The sequence below is a fragment of the Streptomyces sp. NPDC058646 genome (assembly GCF_042716875.1).
Classification (GTDB): domain Bacteria; phylum Actinomycetota; class Actinomycetes; order Streptomycetales; family Streptomycetaceae; genus Streptomyces.
This window is the reverse complement of sequence record NZ_JBHXRK010000006.1, coordinates 17395-34134: the sequence shown is the minus strand read 5'-3', so window position 1 is coordinate 34134 and position 16740 is coordinate 17395. Positions and strand designations below refer to the sequence as shown.

Genomic DNA, 16740 nt, shown 5'->3' with positions numbered 1-16740 from the left:
CGGGCGTTCGAGGGCTGGACGGGTGGGGGCGGCGTCGGCGGAACCCGCGCTTGGGATGCCGACGGGGCTGGATGCGGTGGGGTCGGCGCCGACCGGGCTGTTCGGCGGGCCGGGCGTTCGAGGGCTGGACGGGTGGGGGCGGCGTCGGCGGAACCCGCGCTTCGGATGCCGGCGGGGCTGGATTCGGCGGGGCCGGTGTCGGTGGGCTGGATCTGGCTGGGGCCGGAGTTCGAGGGCTGTATTCGGCGCGGCCCGGTGGCGGAGGCCGGATGGGCGGGGCCTGGCGGTGGAGGGGGATCGGGGCGGGGTGGCTGGTCGGGGTGGTGGTGGACACAGGTCGAGGGGTGGGAATCGTGGGTATGCTCGCCGCCATGCCCCAGCCGCCCTCCGCCGTAACGCGGGACGAACCCGTCATACGGGACCGTGGTGACGCCTGCCCCGGCGCGCTGCGCCTGCACGCGGCGGACGACGGGTTCCTCGCGCGGGTCCGGATCCCCGGCGGGCTGCTCACCGCCCCGCAGGCCTCCGCCCTCGGGCTCGCCGCCGAACGGTTCGGGGACGGGCACCTGGAGCTCACCTCCCGCGGCAACGTGCAGGTGCGCGGCCTGAGCGAAGGGTGCGGTGCCGGGCTGGCCCAGCTGCTGGACTCCGCCGGGCTGTTGCCCGCGCCGGGACACGAGCGGGTGCGCAACGTCGTGGCCACGCCGTTGTCGGGCCAGGGACAGCCGGGGCGGCCCGACGTGCTGCCCTGGGTCCGGGAGCTGGACCGGCTGCTCTGCGCGAACGCACGGGTCACCGCCCTGTCCGGCCGCTTCCTCTTCGCCTTCGACGACGGGCGCGGCGACGTGGCCGCGCTGGGCCCGGACGTCACCGTGCTCGGACGGCCGGACGGCCGGGCGCTCCTGCGGCTCGGCCCCGCCGACGGCGCCGTGGCCGTGGCCGGGGACGACGCCCCGAGGGCGGCGCTGGCCGCCGCCGAGTACTTCCTCGACGCCGCCGATGCGGCCGGCACCCGGGCCTGGCGGGTGCGCGAGCTGCCCGCCGGACACGCCCTGGACGAGGCCGAGTTCGCCGTACGGCTGGCCGCGGCCGGGATCGCGGCCGCACCGGTCGCCGCGGCGCACCGGCCGTACTCCGCGCCGCCGTCGCCCGGATGGACCGGCGGCGCCCTGTGCGTGCTGCCCCCGCTGGGCCGGCTGGACGCCGGCCAGTGGCGGGCGCTGTCGGAGGTCGCCGCACGGGGGGGTTCCGGGATGCGGATCACCCCGTGGCGCACCGTCGTCGTCCCCGGAGCGCCGTCCGACGGCCCGGCCCGCCTCGCGGCCGCCGGACTGGCCGTGACCCCCGGCAGCCGCTGGGAGAACGTCACCGCCTGTACCGGGCGCCCCGGTTGCGCCAAGGCGCTGGCCGACGTACGCGCCGACGCGGCGGCCGCGGCGGAGCGGGCGCGCGGGCCGCTGCCCGTGCACTGGTCCGGCTGCGAACGCCGCTGCGGGCACCCGCAGGGAAGGGCCTGGGTGGACGTCGTGGCCACCGGGCCCGGCTACGCGCTCTCCGTCCACGGCCGACCCGTACCGGACCACCCCGACCTGACGGCCGCCCTCGCGGCCGCGCGCAGCACACCTTCCGAAGAAGCAGAAGCACCGTCCGCAACGCAGTGAAGAGATGAGCGAGTACACCGTGTTCGAGTACGAGAAGGACGGCGCCGCGATCTACCGGCAGTCCTTTGCCACGATCCGCGCCGAGGCGGACCTCTCGGGGCTGCCCGCCTCGGTCGCCCAGGTCGCGGTGCGCATGATTCACGCCTGCGGCATGACCGACCTCCCGCAGGACCTGGGGTACACCCCGGAGGTGGTGCTGCGGGCCCGCGCGGCCCTGGAGGCCGGCGCGCCGATCCTGTGCGACGTGCAGATGGTCGCGAGCGGCGTCACCCGCAAGCGGCTGCCCGCGGACAACGACGTGATCTGCACGCTCTCCGACCCCGCCGTCCCGGAACTCGCGGCGAAGATGGGCACCACCCGCAGTGCCGCCGCCCTCGAGGTGTGGCGGGACCGGGGCCTGTTGGAGGGTTCCGTGATCGCCGTCGGCAACGCGCCGACCGCCCTGTTCCGGCTGCTGGAGATGATCGAGGAGGGCGCCCCGCGCCCGGCCGCCGTCATCGGCGTCCCCGTCGGCTTCATCGGCGCCGCCGAGTCCAAGGACGCCCTCGCCGCGCACCCGTCGGGCCTCGACCACCTGGTCGTGCGCGGCCGGCGCGGCGGCAGCGCCATCGCGGCCGCCGCCGTCAACGCCATCGCGAGCGTGGCCGAATGAGCGCCGGACGGCTGTACGGGGTCGGGCTGGGGCCCGGCGACCCGAACCTGATGACCCTGCGCGCCGTGCAGGTGATCGCGGAGGCCGACGTCGTCGCCTATCACAGCGCCCGCCACGGCCGGTCCATCGCCCGCTCGATCGCCGCCGGCCATCTGCGCGCGGACCACATCGAGGAGCCGCTGGTCTACCCGGTCACCACCGAGACCACCGACCATCCGGGCGGCTACCAGGGCGCGATGGAGGAGTTCTACGAGTCCGCCGCGGCCCGTCTGGCCGTCCACCTGGACGCCGGCCGGACCGTGGCCGTGCTGGCGGAGGGCGACCCGCTCTTCTACAGCTCGTACATGCACATGCACAAGCGGCTCGCGGACCGGTACGAGACCGAGGTCGTCCCCGGCGTCACCTCCGTCAGCGCCGCCGCCGCCCGCCTGGGCACCCCGCTCGTGGAGGGCGAGGAGGTCCTGACCATCCTGCCCGGCACCCTGCCCGAGGAGGAACTCACCGCCCGCCTCGCCGCCACCGACTCGGCGGTCGTGATGAAGCTCGGCCGCACCTTCCCCGCCGTGCGCGGCGCGATGGAGAACAGCGGCCGGCTCGCCGAAGCCCGTTACGTCGAGCGCGCCACCATGGAGGGCGAGCGGACCGGCCGTCTCGCCGACACCGACCCGGAGAGCGTCCCGTACTTCGCCGTCGCCGTCGTCCCCAGCCGGATCGGGAACCCGGGACAGGTGCCGTCGGGCCCCGGCGAGGTCGTGGTCGTCGGCACGGGTCCGGCCGGCCCGCTGTGGCTCACCCCGCAGACCCGGCGGGCCCTGGCCGACGCCGAGGTGCTGGTCGGCTACACCACGTACCTGGACCGGGTCCCCGTGAAGCCGGGCCAGATCCGGCACGGCTCCGACAACAAGGTGGAGTCGGAGCGGGCCGAGTTCGCCCTCGACCTGGCCCGCCGCGGCCGGCGGGTCGCGGTGGTCTCCGGTGGCGACCCCGGCGTCTTCGCCATGGCCACGGCCGTCCTGGAGGTCGCCGGGCAGGCCGAGTACAAGGACGTGCCCGTACGGGTCCTGCCGGGGGTGACGGCCGCCAACGCGGCGGCCGCCGCGGCGGGCGCCCCCCTCGGCCACGACTACGCCACGATCTCCCTGTCCGACCGGCTCAAGCCGTGGGAGGTCATCGCGGAGCGGCTGCGCACGGCAGCCGCCGCCGATCTGGTCCTCGCCCTGTACAACCCCGGCTCCCGCAGCCGTACCTGGCAGGTGGCCCAGGCCCGGGAACTGCTGCTGGAGCTGCGCTCGCCGCAGACCCCGGTGGTCGTCGCGCGCGACGTCGGCGGCCCGGAGCAGTCGGTGCGGATCGTCCCGCTCGCCGAGCTGGAGCCGTCCGAGGTGGACATGCGCACGATCCTGCTCGTCGGCTCCTCACAGACCCAGGTCACCGAACGGGCCGACGGGTCGCGCCTCACCTGGACGCCGCGCCGCTACGGGTGAGGGGCGCGCCCCTGCCTCGGGGGCGGCACCGTGTACTTCGGGATCGACGGGTCCTTCGGGTCGAACGGGGTCGGCGTCCACTCCTGGTGCGCCGCCCCGGCCGCCGCCCGAACACCCGGCCGCCAGCAGGTACGCGGGGACGATCAGCGCGGGTGGGCGCAGCCCAGCCAGTCCAGGGCCGCGGCCACCGAGGACGCCTCCCGGACGTCCCCGGGGGCCGGGGGCCGGCGTACGACGAGGACCGGGATGCCGGCCTCGCGGGCCGCGGTGAGCTTCGGCGCGGTGGCGGAGCCTCCGCTGTCCTTGGTCACCAGGACGTCGATCCTGTGGCGGGCCAGCAGTTCCCGCTCGCCTTCGAGGGTGAACGGGCCCCGGTCCAGGAGGACTTCGAGACGTGGCGGCGCAGGCTGCGCCGGAGGGTCCACCGAGCGCACCAGGAACCAGGTGTCGGTGAGGTGGGCGAAGGAGTGCAGCCCCATCCGGCCCGTGGTCAGGAAGGCCCGGCTGCCGAGCGGGGGCAGCAACGCCGCCGCCCCGGCGAGGGAGTCCGTGAAGGTCCAGGCGTCACCGGGCCCGGCCGCCCAGCCGGAGCGGCGCAGGGCCAGCAGCGGCACGCCCGTGAGCGCCTCCGCCTCGCGGGCGTGGCGGCTCATCTGCTCCGCGAAGGGGTGGGTGGCGTCGACGACGTGCGTGACGTCGTGGCCGACGATCCAGCCCGCGAGCCCCGTGATCCCGCCGAAGCCCCCGATCCGGACCTCGCCGGGCGGCAGCACGGGCCGGGCGACCCGGCCCGCGAGCGAGGTCGTCACCCGGTACGAGGACTCCCGGGCCAGTGCCTCCGCGAGCTGCCGGGCCTCCGTCGTACCCCCCAGGACCAGTACGTGGCGGGCCGGTTCAACAGACATGCCGGTCCCGCTCGGCGGAGTAGAGGTGGCTGTCGCGGAACTGCTCGGCCCCCAGGGTGCGGCCCACGAGGATGACGGCCGTGCGGACCAGGCCCGCCGCCTTCACCTGGCCGGCGATGTCGGCCAGGGTGCCGCGCAGGATCAGCTCGTCGGGACGGCTGGCCATCGCCACCACCGCCGCCGGGCACTGGGCCCCGTAGTGCGGCAGCAGCTCGTCGACGACCCGGTCGACGTACCGGGTGGCCAGGTGCAGCACCAGCAGGGCGCCGCTGCGGCCCAGCGTGGCCAGGTCCTCGCCGGGCGGCATCGGGGTGGCCTGCTGGGCGATCCGGGTCAGGATCACGGTCTGGCCGACCGTCGGCACCGTCAGCTCCCGCTTCAGCGCGGCGGCCGCCGCGGCGAAGGCTGGCACGCCCGGGACGACCTCGTAGGGGATGCCTTCGGCGTCGAGCCGCCGCATCTGCTCGGCGACGGCGCTGAAGACCGACGGGTCGCCCGAGTGCAGCCGCGCCACGTCCTGGCCCGCCGCGTGGGCGCGTACGAGCTCGGCGACGATCTGGTCCAGGTTCAGCTGCGAGGTGTCGACCAGGCGCGCGTCGGGCGGGCACTCGGCGAGCAGTTCGCGCGGCACGAGGCTGCCCGCGTACAGGCAGACGGGGGCGGCGGCCAGGGTCCGCGCGCCGCGCACCGTGATCAGGTCGGCGGCGCCGGGGCCCGCACCGATGAAGTACACGGTCATGTCCGATCCATCTCCTTTGTCACTGACCACTGCGTGACCGGCATCGCCTGCCGCCAGCCCGTGAAACCCCCGACCGGCACGGCCTGCGCCACGGACAGCTTCACCAGTTCGCCGCCGTGGCGCCGGTAGCGGTCGGTGAGGACCGCCTCCGACTCCAGGGTGACGGCGTTGACCACGAGCCGGCCGCCCGGGGCCAGCACGTCCCACACCGCGTCCAGCAGGCCCGGGGCGGTGAGCCCGCCGCCGACGAACACCGCGTCGGGGGCGGGAAGACCGGCGAGGGCGTCCGGGGCGGCGCCGGTCACCACGCGCAGGCCGGGCACGCCGAGCGCCGCCGCGTTACGGGTGATCCGCGCGGCCCGTTCCGGGACGCGCTCCACGGCCACCGCCCGGCAGGACGGGTGCGTGCGCATCCACTCGATGCCGATCGACCCCGAGCCGCCGCCGATGTCCCACAGCAGCTCACCGGGTGCGGGCGCCAGCGCGCACAGGGTCGCGGCCCGGACGCGGCGCTTGGTGAGCTGCCCGTCGTGCTCGTAGGCGGTGTCCGGCAACCCGGGGGTGGCTCCGAGGCGGGGGGTGGCCGCCGCCGGGTCCCGGCGGCAGTCCACGGCCACCACGTTCAGCGGATCGCCCGGCGCGTGGTCCCAGGCGTCCGCCCGGCCCTCGTACGCGTCCTCGCGCTCCGACCCCAACTGCTCCAGCACCCGCATCCGGCTCGGGCCGAAGCCGCGCTCCCGGAGCAGGGCCGCGATCTCCGCCGGGGAACCCGCGCCCGCGCTCAGCACCAGGACCCGCCGTCCCTCGTACAGGGCGGCGGCCAGCCGGGCCACCGGGCGGCCGACCACGGTGACGACCTCGGTGTCCTCCACCGGCCAGCCCAGGCGGGCGCAGGCGTACGACACCGAGGAGGGGTGCGGGTGGACCCGCAGCGCTCCGGGCCCCAGCTCCTCGGCGAGGGCGCGGCCGATCCCGTAGAACATGGGGTCGCCACTGGCGAGCACCGCGATGCGCCGGCCGGCGTGCCGGGCGGTCAGCCCGGCGACGGCGGGACGCAGCGGGCTCGGCCACGCCACCCGCTCGCCCGCGCATTCGGCGGGCGGCAGCAGGGCGAGCTGGCGCGGCCCGCCGATCAGCACCTCGGCGGACGTCAGCGCGGACCGCGCTGCAGCGGTGAGCCCGGCCCAGCCGTCGGCGCCGAGGCCGACGACCGTCACGGGCATGGGGGGCGGTGCGGAGCTCACGGCGCGGTACCTCGGGGGAGCGGAAGCGGAAGGAAGGCGGACCCGCAGCCTACTGGCCGGTGCGACCGGCGCCCCCTCCCGCCCCTGGTCACACTCCGGCGGACGCCGGCGGCCCCCTCGACGACACGGGGGCGAACTGCTCTGGGCGGTCCCGCAGAAGCGGACCGGAGTCCCGTAGGCATTCCTGCCGCGCCGCTCTGCGGGGGGCCGGCGTGCTGCCCACCGGCGCTCGAGGTCGTGGAGCCGCCGCTCCGGGAAGAGCCCCGACGTCCGCGGAGACGCCCCGGCCGGGCGCCCCGGTGTGAGCCCGTCCGCCCCCGGGTGCCTCCGTCCGCCCCGGCCGGGACCTGACCCGTGCGGGCCCGCGGGCCGGACACTCGGGGCATGGACGACGACGATACGGACAACCACCCACCAGCCCGCGACCATGCGGTGGTCCTCGGGGCGGGCCTGGCCGGGATGCTGGCGGCGCGGGTGCTCGCGGACCGGTTCGCGCGGGTGACCCTGGTCGAGCGGGACGAGCTGCCCGAGGACGGCCCGGCGTTCCGGCCGGGCGTCCCGCAGTCCCGGCACGTGCACGTGCTGTGGTCGCGGGGCGTGGAGCTGATCGAAGAACTGCTGCCGGGGGTCACGGACCGGCTGCTGGGCGGGGGAGCCTCCCTGCTGGAGTCCCCGGGGGACTTCCTCTGGCTGAGCCCGGCCGACTGGTTCCGGCCGGTCCCCGGAACCGAAGTCCTGCTGGCGGACCGGGAGCTGATCGACTGGACGGTCCGCCGGGAGGTCCTGCGGCACGACCGGATCCGGCTGCGGGCCGGCAGCCGGGCCACCGGGCTCGTCGGCTCGGCGGACGGGCGCTCGGTGACCGGGGTGGAGTTCCGCCACGGTGAGCCGCTCGCCGCCGGGTTCGTGGTCGACGCGACGGGGCGCACCTCCAAGGCCCCGGCCTGGCTCGCCGCCCGCGGCTTCCCGGCGGCCGAAGTCACCCGGTACGACTCCGGACTCGCCTATTCCAGCCGCTACTTCGAGATACCGCCGGATCCCGCGCGGCGCTGGCACGGCATGTACGTGCAGGGCCGCCCGGACAGCCCGCGCGGGGCCGTGCTCGTCCCGCTGGACCGCACCCGCTGGCTGGTGACGCTCATCGGCAACGGCGAGCACGCCCCGCCCACCGGGGACGAGGAGTTCCTCGGCTTCACCCGCAGCCTGCGCAGCCCGGCGCTCTACGAGGCCCTGCGGGAGGCGAAGCCGCTGTCCGCGGCCACCGGGTTCCGCGCGACGGCGAACGAATGGCTGCACTACGAGCGCCTGGACCGCTGGCCGGCGGGCTTCGTCGTGCTCGGTGACGCGGCCTGCCGGTTCAACCCGGTGTACGGGCACGGGATGACCGTGGCCGCGCTGGCGGCCGACGCCCTGCGCCGGGAGATCCGCGGCCTGGACTCGGGGAGCGTCCCGGGGGCCGCCCGCCGGATCCAGCGCCGGACGGTGGCCGCCGCCCGGACGGCCTGGCAGATCGCCACCAGCGAGGACATGCGGTACCCGGGCACGCAGGGGCCGCCGCCGGACCGGGCCACCCGGATCCTCCAGCGGTACATGTCACGGGTGATGGTGGGCGCCAACAGGGATCCCGCCGTCTCGGGGCGGTTCTTCGGGGTGCTGTCCCTCTCCACCCCGCCGAGCGCCCTGCTCGGCCCGGCCACGGTGATCCGCGTCCTGTCCGGATGGCGCCTGCCGAGCGCACCGGAGACGACCCCCTACCCGCCCCACCACCGGCCCGCGGACCCGTCCCCCGATCCCTAGGGGGCGGAGGACCGTTCGTACAGGGCCCGGACGGCGTCGCCGAAGTGGACGCTGTACGAGGTCTCGTCGTCGCCGCCCCCGTCACGGCCGCCGATCACCCCGATCAGGAGGTGCCCGTCCGTCAGCACCGGGCCGCCGCTGGTGCCGTTGGGGACGTCCGCGCAGTCCAGGCGCAGCTGCGTCGGCCCGGCCGCGCGTGCGGTGGTCCGGCAGTCCAGCGGCAGCTCGTCGCCGTTCGGGTAGCCCACGAGCCGGGCGGGTGCGGGCAGTTCGGCCTGGAAGCGGATCGTCAGGGAGCCGGTGACGTCCTCCAGCCGCTGGCCGGGATGCCCGGGGCGGCGCAGCCGCAGGAAGGCCACGTCGTGGTCCGGGTCCTCGTCCTCGGCCCAGCGGGGGTCCACGTCGATCCGGGTGGGCACCCAGACCCCGTACGGCGCGACTCCGTCGCGGTATCCGGGGGCGAAGGCGAGGTTGCTGCGGAAGCCACCCTGGTACACGCAGTGGGCGGCGGTGACGACGAGGTCACCGGCGGGGGAGTGGACCACACCCGCCGAGCAGTGGTGGTCGCCGTCGCCGTCGGTGCCGGGGGAGAACAGGGCGCCGATCGCGGGCTCGGCGGCCGCCGTGCGGGCCACCAGCGGCTCGGAGGGCTGCCATCCGGTCTTCCGCCAGTCCACCGGGGCGTCCCCGCCGAAGGCCTGGGCGTCGGTGGGCTGTTCCGGGGCCTCCTTGGCTATGCCGTCGAGCACGGCGGCCGCCGTCCGGTCGGCGCGCTGGGGGTCCTGCTGGTAGGTGCCCTGCGCGGGGTCCCCGTCCTCGAGGTGGGCGGTGATCCCGCGCAGCTCCCAGGCGAACCACAGGCCCCCGACGAGCAGCGCGCCGAGGACGCCGACGAACAGGGCGACCCCTGCGGACCCCCCGCGAACCTTGCTGGACATTGTGTGACTCCCACCCCGCTGACGCACCCGGCTCCTCGTTCGATGGGGGAGCGGCGGCCGGGGTTCCGAACGGGGCACGTGTCCGTTCTCACAGCCGCTCCTGTGTCATGTCGCCTACCGCTGCCGGTCATTCGGAGGCCGAGGGGTACCGGCTGCGCGGCGAGGAGCCGCCGGTCGCCGACGGCGCGGCCGCGCTCCGGGAGACGGTGGCCGGCGTCCGCACCCGCAAGGCGGTCGCGGCCTGCACCGCCCACGGGGTGCGGACGCCGGTGGTGGCCGGCGGGGTGGCGGCCGACTCCCGGGTGCGGACGCCGGCCGAGCGGCGGTGCGCCTCGGCCGGGCTCGAGCTGCGGGTGCCGCCGATGACCCTGTGCACCGACAACGCCGCGATGATCGCGGCCCTCGGCGACCTGCTGGTCCGCGCGGGCGCCCAGCCGGCGCCCCTGGACGTGACGACCGACCCGTCGGCGCCGCTGGAGCACGCCTCGCCCACCCCGCGGGCGGCGGGCGTGACCCCGGGACGGGCGGCGGGCGGGGTCACCGCCCCCGGAGCGCGACCGCCCCGCAATGGCCCTCGGGGACCAGGACGTCCGTCAGGCTCCAGCCCGGCACCCGCGCCGGAGCCGATCCCGCCCCCACGTAGTCGGACGCGGGATCCGCCGAGAGCCCGACCCCGAGGCCCTTCAGGTACGCCTCCTTGCGCGTCCACACCCGGGTGAAGGCCACCGGCCGTTCCGCGGCCGGCAGCAGCGCCAGCTCGGCCGCCTCCCGCGGGTGCAGCACGTCGGCGGTCTCCGCGATGGTCCGCGGCTGCACGATCTCCTCCACGTCCACCCCGACCGGCGCGGTCGCGAAGGCCAGCAGGCTGATCCCGGTGCAGTGCGAGAGGGAGAAGTGCAGGGCGCCGCCCGGCAGGACGGGCCGCCCGTGCGGCTCGTCGCAGTGCGCGCAGGGGGCCCGTTCCACGGTCACCTCGCGCGGGGGAGTGCCCAGGTACGCCCCGAGCAGCCGGCGCAGCGCCACGTGCGCGCAGACGTACGCGTCACGGTCGGCCGCGCGGACGAACTCGGCGGCACGGGCCAGCTCCTGGGCGTCCAGGGTGCCCGGGGCGTGCCGTGCCGCGTGGGCCCGGTAGCCGGTGGTGTCCACGAGCCACAGCTGCGGGCTCGCGGCCACCAGCACCGCACCGCCGGGCCCGTCGTCCGACAGCCGTTCGGGGACCAGGAGCGGGCGGGCGGCCGGGGAGACGGCCGGGGCGGGGACGGTGGCCGTCGTGGTGGCGAGCGTCATCGGGGCCTCCTCACACGCCGGCCGGAACCGGCAGGTCCACGGGCGCCTGCTCCTCCGCCTTCGCGGGGTGGCGCAGCGCCATGACGGCCGCCACCGGGGAGACGAACGCGATGGCCCCGCACAGCAGCCAGGTCGTCTGGACACCGAGGACCAGCGACAGGGAGCTGAAGACGGCGATCGAGATCGGTGCGGTGCCGATGCCCGCGAGGGAGAGGGTCGACATGGCCGCCCCCATCCGGTCCTCGGGGGCCGACTGCTGGTAGAGGGTCACGATGGCCGGGCCGTTGAGACCGGAGAGCAGGCCGACCCCGGCGGCGACGGCGGTGAGGGAGACCACGGACGGCATCAGCGCCATGACCAGGATTCCGGCCGCGAGGCCCGCCCCGGTGACCACGAGCCGTACGAACATGGGGATCCGGTGGGCGAGCGCCGCCCCGACCGCACTGGAGCCGAGCGCCCCCACGCTGAACGCGGCCAGCACCACACCCACCGCGCCGACCCCCCAGCCGCGCTCGGAGACCAGCAGCGGCAGCGCGACCTCCGCGGGCCAGCTGAACGCCATGTCCAGGCACAGGGCGGCGACGAACATCCAGCGCAGGCGCGGGTGCCGGGCCAGCAGCTTGAATCCGTCGCCGGACCGTTTGACCAGCGAGACCCCGGGCTCCGGCTCCGGCCGGACGAACCCGTGGGTGACGTGCAGCAGGCAGCCGAGCCAGATCGCGCCGGTGACCGCGCCGGCCAGCATGGCCAGCCACAGCTCGCCGACGGTGATCAGGAAGGCTCCGGCGGGCGCTCCGAGGATGGGTGCGACGCGGAGCACCATCGCGTACAGGGAGTTGGCGCGGGCCAGCTGGTCGCCCCGGGCGAACATCGGGAGCAGGACCCCGGAGGCGGGTCCGGCCAGGCCGAGCAGGATCCCCTCGACCAGCGCGATCACCACCAGCGGCCAGAGTTCCCGGGTGGTGGCGGTGACGAGGGCTCCACCGGCGAGCAGGACGACCCGCGCGGCGGTGGTGCGCAGCAGGACGAAGCGCGGCCCGAGGGTGTCGGCCACCGCCCCGCCGAAGATCAGCATCAGGGCGCGCGGGACGGTGGCGGCGAGCATCAGCAGGGTCACCGCACGGGTGCCGCCGATCTGCACGGCCGTCCAGTTCATGGCGATGAGCAGCGCGAAGCTGCCGAGCTGGACGGCGGCCTGGCCTCCGACGAGGGAACTGACGCGGCCCCACGGGACCTGTTCCGGTGACGGAGTCCCGGCGTCGCCGGCGGCGGATGGCTGGGGGGTGTCCATGGGGCACCTGTTCTCTGTGAGTCGAGGAAGGAAGGGGAGCGGAAGGAAGGGGAGCGGAAGGAAGGGGAGCGGAAGGAAGGGAGCGGAGGGAAGGGAGCGGAAGGAAGGGGAGTGGTGGGGAGGGAGCGAGCGGAAGGGGACGGCGAGGGAGGGCGGGCCGGGGCGCTGCTCCCGTCTCAGCCCCCGTACGGGTCGCCCGGGCGGGGCCGGGCCGCCAGCGCGGCAGTCACCGCTCGCCGGGCGGCCCGCGCGAGGTCCCGGCCCCGGGGTGCCGGGCCGTACGCGTACAGGCGGAGGTGCCCGCCGAGGTGGCCGAGCCCGGCCTGGACGAGGACCCGGTGCGCGGCGGCCGGGGCGGGTCCCGCGCCGCGCACCGGGGTCGCGGTGACCCCCGGGGTCCCGGCGAGCCGGAACCGCGCCCGCACCGTGCCGGGGCCCGGCCCGGGCCGCCGGCCGGGCCCGCGGCTCCGCCCGCCCCGCCCCGCCGGGACCGGGCCAGGCCCCGTTCCGGGCCGGGCGCGGCCGCCTGGCCGGCCCGCCCGCCGGGGCCGGGCCGCGGCGCGCGGCCCGCGGGCGGTCACGGGCGGCCTCCGACCGCGACGGCAGGCGGGGCCACCGGTTCGTCCGGGGACCACACGTCCTCGGGATCCAGGTCCGCCGCGCGGTACTTGCCCACCGCGCTGACCAGCAGCCGGGTCTCCAGCGCCAGGGCCTCCACCAGCCGGACCAGCCCGGCCCGCGGGTCCTCGTCGACGGCGAGCAGGGCGGCCCTCCCCAGGCCCACCGCCGTGGCGCCCAGGGCCAGGGCCCGGACGGCCCGCCCGCCCTCCCAGATCCGGCCCGCGGCGAGCAGGTCCCCGCCCGGCCGGCCGATCCGGCGCAGGCACTCCCCGAGCGGGAGCCCCACCTGGTCCAGGAACACCCGCGGGGCCCAGCCGGTGCCGCCCTCCGCGCCGTCCACGGTGACGGCGTCGGCGCCCGCGGCCCAGGCCGTCGCGGCGGCCCGCGCGATGTCCCGGCCGGGGTGGAACTTCACCCAGGTGCGCGCCAGCGGGAAGTTGTTCCGCATGAACCGCAGCTGCTGCCGCACGATCTCCTCGGTGAAGGTTCCGGGCGTCGCGCACCGCAGCCTCAGGCCGGGGTCGTCCAGCAGGTCCCGTACGGTGAACTGTCCGGCGAGCCGTTCTGCTTCGGCCGCGCCCACCACCGTCATCCCGCCGAGCCCGGGCTTCGCGCCCTGCCCCACCTTCAGCTCGAAGCCGAGCCGCCCGGAGTCCCGCAGGGGGCGGGTGCCCGGGTCGCTGTAGAGCAGGTTCCACACCTCGGAGTCGGCGTCCTCGGTGGACTGCTGCACCACCACGCCGCCGACCCCGTCCGCGACGGCCTCCGCGTACGCGGCCACCCGCGCCAGGAGTGCCGGCCGGGTGCCGTCGTCGGCGCGCCGGTAGCCGTGCACCGGCACCATGTTCTCGCCGATCACCATCGGGATGCCCAGCCGTGCCGCCTGCCGGGCGGCGGCCGTGCCGAGGTCGCCGCTGCCCGCCCGGGTGGAGCCGAACGCGGAGAGGTAGACGGGGAGTTCGGCCGGGAATCCGCCGACCGTGGTGCGCAGGTCCACGTCCTCGTACGAGGGCTCCCGGCCCAGCTCGATCAGCTTCTCCAGGCGGCGCGGCATGAACACCGGCGGCGCGATGCGCAGCCCGTCCAGCCGGTCCGCCCCCGACGGGCCGGCCCCCGCCCGCCCGGCCCCGTACAGCTCGGTCCCGTAGCCGTCCGGCGCCGGGAACACCTCGGCCGTTCCCGCCCGCGCCCGGGCCCGTACGGCCTCCTCCGGGAAGCCCGCCGCCCGCATCCCGCTCACGGCGCGACCACCCCCGGCAGCTTCGGGTAGGCGCTGACCTGCCACAGTGCGTCCAGCCCGGTCAGGAACCGGACGAGGCGCTGGAGGCCCATGCCGAAGCCGGCGCTGGCCTCGATGCCCTCGCGGGCCAGATCCAGGTACCAGGCGTACTTGGCGGGGTTCTCGCCGCTCTCCCGCATCCGGGTGACGAGCGTCGCGTAGTCGGACTCCCGCTCGCTGCCGCTGACCAGCTCCCCGTACCCGCCGTGCGCGATCAGGTCGAAGTTGCGCAGCACACCGGGACGTTCGGGGTCCTCGCGGTCGTAGAAGCCGCGCGAGCCCTTGGGATAGTCGTTGATGAAGAACGGCCGGTCGGACTCCAGGGAGAGGACCTTCTCGCCCGCCCAGTCGATCTCGGCGTCCGGGCTCTGCGGGTGGCCCCGCCCCAGCAGGCGCGCCACGGCCTCCTCGTGGGTGCAGGCGTCGAACTTCCCGGACCGCAGCTCGGCGAAGTCCATCTCGTCGCGGCCCAGTCCGCGCAGGACCTCCGGTACCGCCGTCCACACGTGTTCCACCACGTGCGTCAGCAGCCCGGCGGCCGTCTCCTGGGCGTCCTGCCGGGTCCCGCCCGCCAGCTCCACGTCGATCTGGTGGAACTCCACCAGGTGCCGTCCCGTGGACGCCGTCTCCGGCGGCTCGACCCGCACGTTCGGCGCGATGTAGAAGAGCCGCGGGAAGCCCTTCAGCGAGGCCTGCTTGTAGAGGATCGCGCTCGTCATCAGCTTGTACGGCTGCCCGTAGTAGTCGACGTCCAGCGCCTTCGCGCCGCGCCCGCCGGGGTCGGTGACCGGCCCGACCAGCGGCGGCAGCAGTTCCACGCATCCCTGGCCGCGCAGGAACTCCCGTGCGGCGTGCAGGACTTCCTGCTGGACCAGCATCGCGGACCGCAGCTGCGGCGAGCGCAGGTGCTCGGCCAGCGGGGGCGGGCCCGCCACCCCGGTCCCGGTGTCGTTCTGCGTCTCCATGTCGGCTCCTGTTCGTATCGGCCTGTTCGTATCGGTGTGCGGTGCGGTGCGGTGCGGTGCGGGCTCCGGGCGCGTGCGCGCCCGTTCAGTCGTCGGGTCCCGGGGCGTCGTAGCGCCGGGCCACCCCGTGCACGGCCGCGAGCAGCCCGTCGGCGGTCATCGGCGCGCGCGCGCCCCGGGCGAGGTGCGCGGTCACCGGCATCGCGCCGACCTCCGACCAGCGCAGCCGTCCGGACCCGTCCACGAAGCTCCGTGAGCGGCCGGCGTTGTCCGGGTGCAGGCAGTACGGGACGTCCAGGACGCCCCGGGCGAAGGCGGTGCGCAGGGCCCGGCCGAGGTCGTCCCCGAGGTCCAGCACGGCCTCCACGAAGGCCCGCGCCTCCCGGTACACCTCGCTGTCGGCCGGCTCGCGGGGTTCGGGCAGCCGCTCGGTCAGCGCAGCCGTGGCCGCCGCCGTCTCCAGGGCCCGTACGTTCTCCCGTACGGTCGGGATCCGGTGCGCCTCGGCGGAGGTCTTCACGATCAGCCGCTGCGCCCCGGCCCGCACCGCCAGCCGTGCGGAGGCCTCCAGCAGCCGGGTCGCCCCGCGCGCGGTGGACGGGAAGACCCCCATGTACGTGTAGAGGACGACGTGCCGGTCCACGGAGGCCGGCAGGAACTCCCCGGCGAGCCGGCGCAGGGCCCGCACCGCCTCCGTGTCCTGGGCCGCGTCGGTCTGCTGGGCGTAGCTGAGGGAGACGCTGCGGATGCCGTGCCGGGCGAAGAACATCCCCTCCAGCAGGCTGAGCGCGACCAGCAGCCCGGGCGGGCAGAGCTGGCCGAGCATGCAGCCGCCGAAGCTCTCCAGGTGGGGTGTGCGGGGCGGCGGCGCCAGCTCGGCCAGCAGTTCGCAGCAGCGGGCCCAGTTGTCGACCGACTCGGCGAGCGGGGTGCGGCCGTAGGGGAGGCAGTACGAGACGGGTCCGCCCTCGGTGGCGTCGAGCCCGGCCGCGGTGAGCGCCCGGACGATGGCCTCGGGGCGGGAGGAGCCGTGCCGGACCTGGACCGGGAAACCGGCGTCCAGGACCCCGGCGAGCAGGCGCCGGGTGCGGGAGGCCGGGTGGGTGGCGATCGGGTAGCCGTTGAGCGGGGCGCCCTCGTCGACGGCGGCGCGGGCGGCGGCGAGGGCGCCGACCCGGGTGTAGCTGTCGATGGTGAGGGTGCCGACGGTGGTGGCGACCGCGGACCTGGTGCGCTCCAGGCCCTCCCGCATCCGGCGCGGGTCGCTGAAGCCCATGCGGGGCTGGACGACGAGCCGGCCGGCCGCCGCCGCGCGGGCGACGAAGCCGCCGAACGAGGGGGCGGCAGCGGCCGCTCCGTCCCCCGCGGCGACGGCGGCCGGTGCGGCGCGGAGCGTCGCGGCGGTCATGCCACGGCCCGGGTACCGTGCCGCCCGGCGAGCGAACCCAGGTGCTCCAGGAAGGCGTTGACGTCGCCGTCGTCGAACACCGCGTCGCAGCCCGCGGCGAGGAGGCGGCCGCGCTGCTCCGGGTCGGCGGTGCCCGCGACGCCCAGCTGGCCGCCGATGACGACGGGACCGGTGAAACCGTCCCGGCGCAGGGCGCGGACCGCGTTCAGGCCGTCCCGGTAGCCGTGCCCGTTCACGCTGCTGATGACCACGAGGCCGGGCTCGCCGGCCGTGCAGGCGGCGGTCAGCAGGTCGTCCGTCACACAGGGCCCCAGGTTGTGGACCCGGTGTCCGAGTTCCTCCAGCAGGAGCTGGAGGTAGACGAGATTCCAGGTGTGGGAATCCGATTCCGTGCCGGTGAGCAGGATGTTCACATTCCGTCGTCGCATACCCAGAATATAGAAAGCAGCGGGACCCCCGAGGGGAA

15 protein-coding genes and 1 pseudogene are annotated in these 16740 nt (G+C 76.2%); 5 read left to right on the top strand and 11 right to left on the bottom strand.

Annotated elements, in window-relative coordinates; genetic code table 11:
• Positions 1-371: 371 nt before the first annotated feature.
• From cobG to ACFWUZ_RS09425, 3 genes are read left to right on the top strand one after another with little or no spacing between them, the layout of a single operon-like run.
• Positions 372-1661, top strand: a complete 1290-nt coding sequence (gene cobG, locus ACFWUZ_RS09435) for a precorrin-3B synthase (protein WP_384369752.1) — start codon at positions 372-374, stop codon at positions 1659-1661.
• 4 nt (positions 1662-1665) lie between these two features.
• Complete coding sequence (locus ACFWUZ_RS09430) at positions 1666-2313, top strand: precorrin-8X methylmutase (RefSeq protein WP_326587246.1); 648 nt, start codon at positions 1666-1668, stop codon at positions 2311-2313.
• Complete coding sequence (locus ACFWUZ_RS09425) at positions 2310-3797, top strand: precorrin-2 C(20)-methyltransferase (RefSeq protein WP_384369749.1); 1488 nt, start codon at positions 2310-2312, stop codon at positions 3795-3797. Before ACFWUZ_RS09430 ends, ACFWUZ_RS09425 begins: the two co-directional genes overlap by 4 nt.
• A 143-nt stretch (positions 3798-3940) precedes the next feature.
• Here the strand turns inward: ACFWUZ_RS09425 and ACFWUZ_RS09420 are convergent, their stop codons facing one another.
• The 3 genes from ACFWUZ_RS09420 to cbiE are packed head-to-tail and all read right to left on the bottom strand — an operon-like array spanning position 3941 to position 6664.
• Positions 3941-4702 carry a cobalt-precorrin-6A reductase gene (locus ACFWUZ_RS09420; RefSeq protein ID WP_384369746.1) on the bottom strand — a complete coding sequence of 254 codons (762 nt, stop codon included), beginning with the start codon at positions 4700-4702 and terminating at the stop codon, positions 3941-3943.
• A complete protein-coding gene (gene cobM / locus ACFWUZ_RS09415) occupies positions 4692-5441 on the bottom strand; it encodes a precorrin-4 C(11)-methyltransferase (protein WP_384369743.1) in 750 nt (249 codons plus the stop codon). The genes ACFWUZ_RS09420 and cobM overlap by 11 nt, the downstream gene beginning before the upstream one ends.
• Positions 5438-6664 (bottom strand): precorrin-6y C5,15-methyltransferase (decarboxylating) subunit CbiE, encoded by a 1227-nt coding sequence (cbiE, locus tag ACFWUZ_RS09410; RefSeq protein ID WP_384370304.1) that lies wholly within the window; start codon positions 6662-6664, stop codon positions 5438-5440. The genes cobM and cbiE overlap by 4 nt, the downstream gene beginning before the upstream one ends.
• 405 nt (positions 6665-7069) lie before the next feature.
• Here cbiE and ACFWUZ_RS09405 point away from each other — a divergent pair, with 405 nt between their 5' ends.
• Positions 7070-8482 (top strand): FAD-dependent oxidoreductase, encoded by a 1413-nt coding sequence (locus ACFWUZ_RS09405; RefSeq protein WP_384369740.1) that lies wholly within the window; start codon positions 7070-7072, stop codon positions 8480-8482.
• Here the strand turns inward: ACFWUZ_RS09405 and ACFWUZ_RS09400 are convergent.
• Positions 8479-9420 (bottom strand): trypsin-like serine peptidase, encoded by a 942-nt coding sequence (locus ACFWUZ_RS09400; protein WP_384369737.1) that lies wholly within the window; start codon positions 9418-9420, stop codon positions 8479-8481. The two genes, ACFWUZ_RS09405 and ACFWUZ_RS09400, sit on opposite strands and share 4 nt — an antisense overlap.
• Positions 9421-9557: 137 nt before the next feature.
• Between ACFWUZ_RS09400 and ACFWUZ_RS09395 the strand changes: the two are divergent.
• A pseudogene (locus tag ACFWUZ_RS09395) lies at positions 9558-9926 on the top strand (tRNA (adenosine(37)-N6)-threonylcarbamoyltransferase complex transferase subunit TsaD); the annotation flags it as partial.
• A gap of 31 nt (positions 9927-9957) precedes the next feature.
• On the opposite strand, the gene ACFWUZ_RS09390 reads toward ACFWUZ_RS09395, so the two are convergent.
• The 7 genes from ACFWUZ_RS09390 to ACFWUZ_RS09360 all read right to left on the bottom strand — a co-directional run bounded on the left by ACFWUZ_RS09390 (position 9958) and on the right by ACFWUZ_RS09360 (position 16702).
• Entirely contained in the window at positions 9958-10710 is a 753-nt protein-coding gene (locus ACFWUZ_RS09390) for a 4'-phosphopantetheinyl transferase family protein (protein ID WP_384369734.1), read from the bottom strand.
• 10 nt (positions 10711-10720) lie between these two features.
• Positions 10721-12001 (bottom strand): MFS transporter, encoded by a 1281-nt coding sequence (locus tag ACFWUZ_RS09385; RefSeq protein WP_384369731.1) that lies wholly within the window; start codon positions 11999-12001, stop codon positions 10721-10723.
• Between the two features lie 176 nt (positions 12002-12177).
• Positions 12178-12426 (bottom strand): hypothetical protein, encoded by a 249-nt coding sequence (locus ACFWUZ_RS09380; RefSeq protein ID WP_384369728.1) that lies wholly within the window; start codon positions 12424-12426, stop codon positions 12178-12180.
• Between the two features lie 152 nt (positions 12427-12578).
• A complete protein-coding gene (locus ACFWUZ_RS09375; RefSeq protein WP_384370301.1) occupies positions 12579-13853 on the bottom strand; it encodes a glutamate synthase-related protein in 1275 nt (424 codons plus the stop codon).
• A 5-nt stretch (positions 13854-13858) separates the two neighbouring features.
• The gene (locus ACFWUZ_RS09370; protein WP_384369725.1) at positions 13859-14866 is read right to left on the bottom strand and encodes an asparagine synthetase A; all 1008 of its coding nucleotides are present in this window, start codon (positions 14864-14866) and stop codon (positions 13859-13861) included.
• An 85-nt stretch (positions 14867-14951) separates the two neighbouring features.
• Complete coding sequence (locus ACFWUZ_RS09365; RefSeq protein WP_384369722.1) at positions 14952-16274, bottom strand: methylaspartate mutase; 1323 nt, start codon at positions 16272-16274, stop codon at positions 14952-14954.
• On the bottom strand, positions 16271-16702 hold the full coding sequence (locus ACFWUZ_RS09360; protein ID WP_384369719.1) for a cobalamin B12-binding domain-containing protein: 432 nt from the start codon (positions 16700-16702) through the stop codon (positions 16271-16273). The genes ACFWUZ_RS09365 and ACFWUZ_RS09360 overlap by 4 nt, the downstream gene beginning before the upstream one ends.
• Between the last annotated feature and the right edge of the window lie 38 nt (positions 16703-16740).